Below are 1,076 nucleotides of genomic sequence, written 5' to 3' on the forward strand. Positions count from 1 at the left end.
ACGTTCCGGCACACGATCCACCGGGGAAAGCACGGTATGAAGCGAACTTCCGCCATCGTCCTGGCCATCGGGACGGTGGCTTTGCTGCTGGCAGGCTGCGGCAAGTCCGCAGACGATTCCAGCGATGCGAACAAGGGCTCGGCCACGAGTACGACCTCGGCCGCGCGGTCGTCGTCCCCAGCCGCCGCGCCGAGCGCCCCTGGCAGCGCGCCGACCGCCGGGCAGCCGGGCACCCCCGCGTCCACCGAGCCGTCGCAGACCAGCTGCGCCGAGTTCAAGAAGCTGGACAACGACGCGCAGAAGGCGCTGATCGAGAAGATCGTCGCCGAGCACCCGGACAGCACGTTCGCGGGCAGCCCGAACGTCGCGCTGGGCACGGCGAAGCTGGTCTGCCTGTCCGGCAGCGTGGCCGAGACACCGGTCGCGGTGGCCGCCGGGATCGTTCCCAAGAACAAGTAGCACCGGCCCGGCCCCCACCGTGGCGCGGCGCGGCAGAATGGCACAGTGGCAGAACTGGCGCTCACCGCTCGATTGAATCCCTCCGCTGCCGACGCACGCCGCGGCGTGGTGCGGCTGCATCCGGAGGCGCTCACCGCGCTCGGGTTGCGTGAGTGGGACGGCATCGCGCTGGTCGGCGCGCGCCGCACCGCCGCGGTGGTCGGCGTCGCGCCGTCCGGTACGCCGGCCGGGGTGGCGCTGCTCGACGACGTGACGTTGTCCAACGCGGGCTTGCGCGAGGACGCGACGGTGGTGGTCGCGCCGGTCACCGTGTACGGCGCCAAGCAGATCTCGGTGAGCGGCTCGGTGCACGCCACCCGCACCATCCCGGCGGCGACGCTGCGCCAGGCGCTGCTGGGCAAGGTGGTGACGGTCGGCGACACGGTATCGCTGCTGCCCCGCGATCTGAGCCCGGAGATCAGCTCCGCCGCGGCCTCGCAGGCTCTCTCGCGCACCTTCGGCATCGCCTGGACCACCGAACTGCTCACCGTCACCGCCACCGATCCGCGCGGACCGGTCAGCGTGCAGCCGAACACCGCGGTCGTCTGGGGCGCCGGTGTGGTGGCGGCCAGGGACGC

1 protein-coding gene and 1 pseudogene are annotated in these 1,076 nt (G+C 72.3%); both read left to right on the forward strand.

The annotated features are described in order from the left end of the window. On the forward strand, window positions 1-459 hold a 459-nt coding region (locus NN4_RS44615; RefSeq protein ID WP_246181456.1), incomplete at its 5' end, for a hypothetical protein. A 45-nt stretch (window positions 460-504) separates the two neighbouring features. After that, window positions 505-1,076: pseudogene (locus NN4_RS44620) on the forward strand (AAA family ATPase); the annotation flags it as partial.

The organism is Nocardia ninae NBRC 108245 (assembly GCF_007990755.1).
In the GTDB taxonomy this organism is placed as follows: Bacteria; Actinomycetota; Actinomycetes; order Mycobacteriales; family Mycobacteriaceae; genus Nocardia; species Nocardia ninae.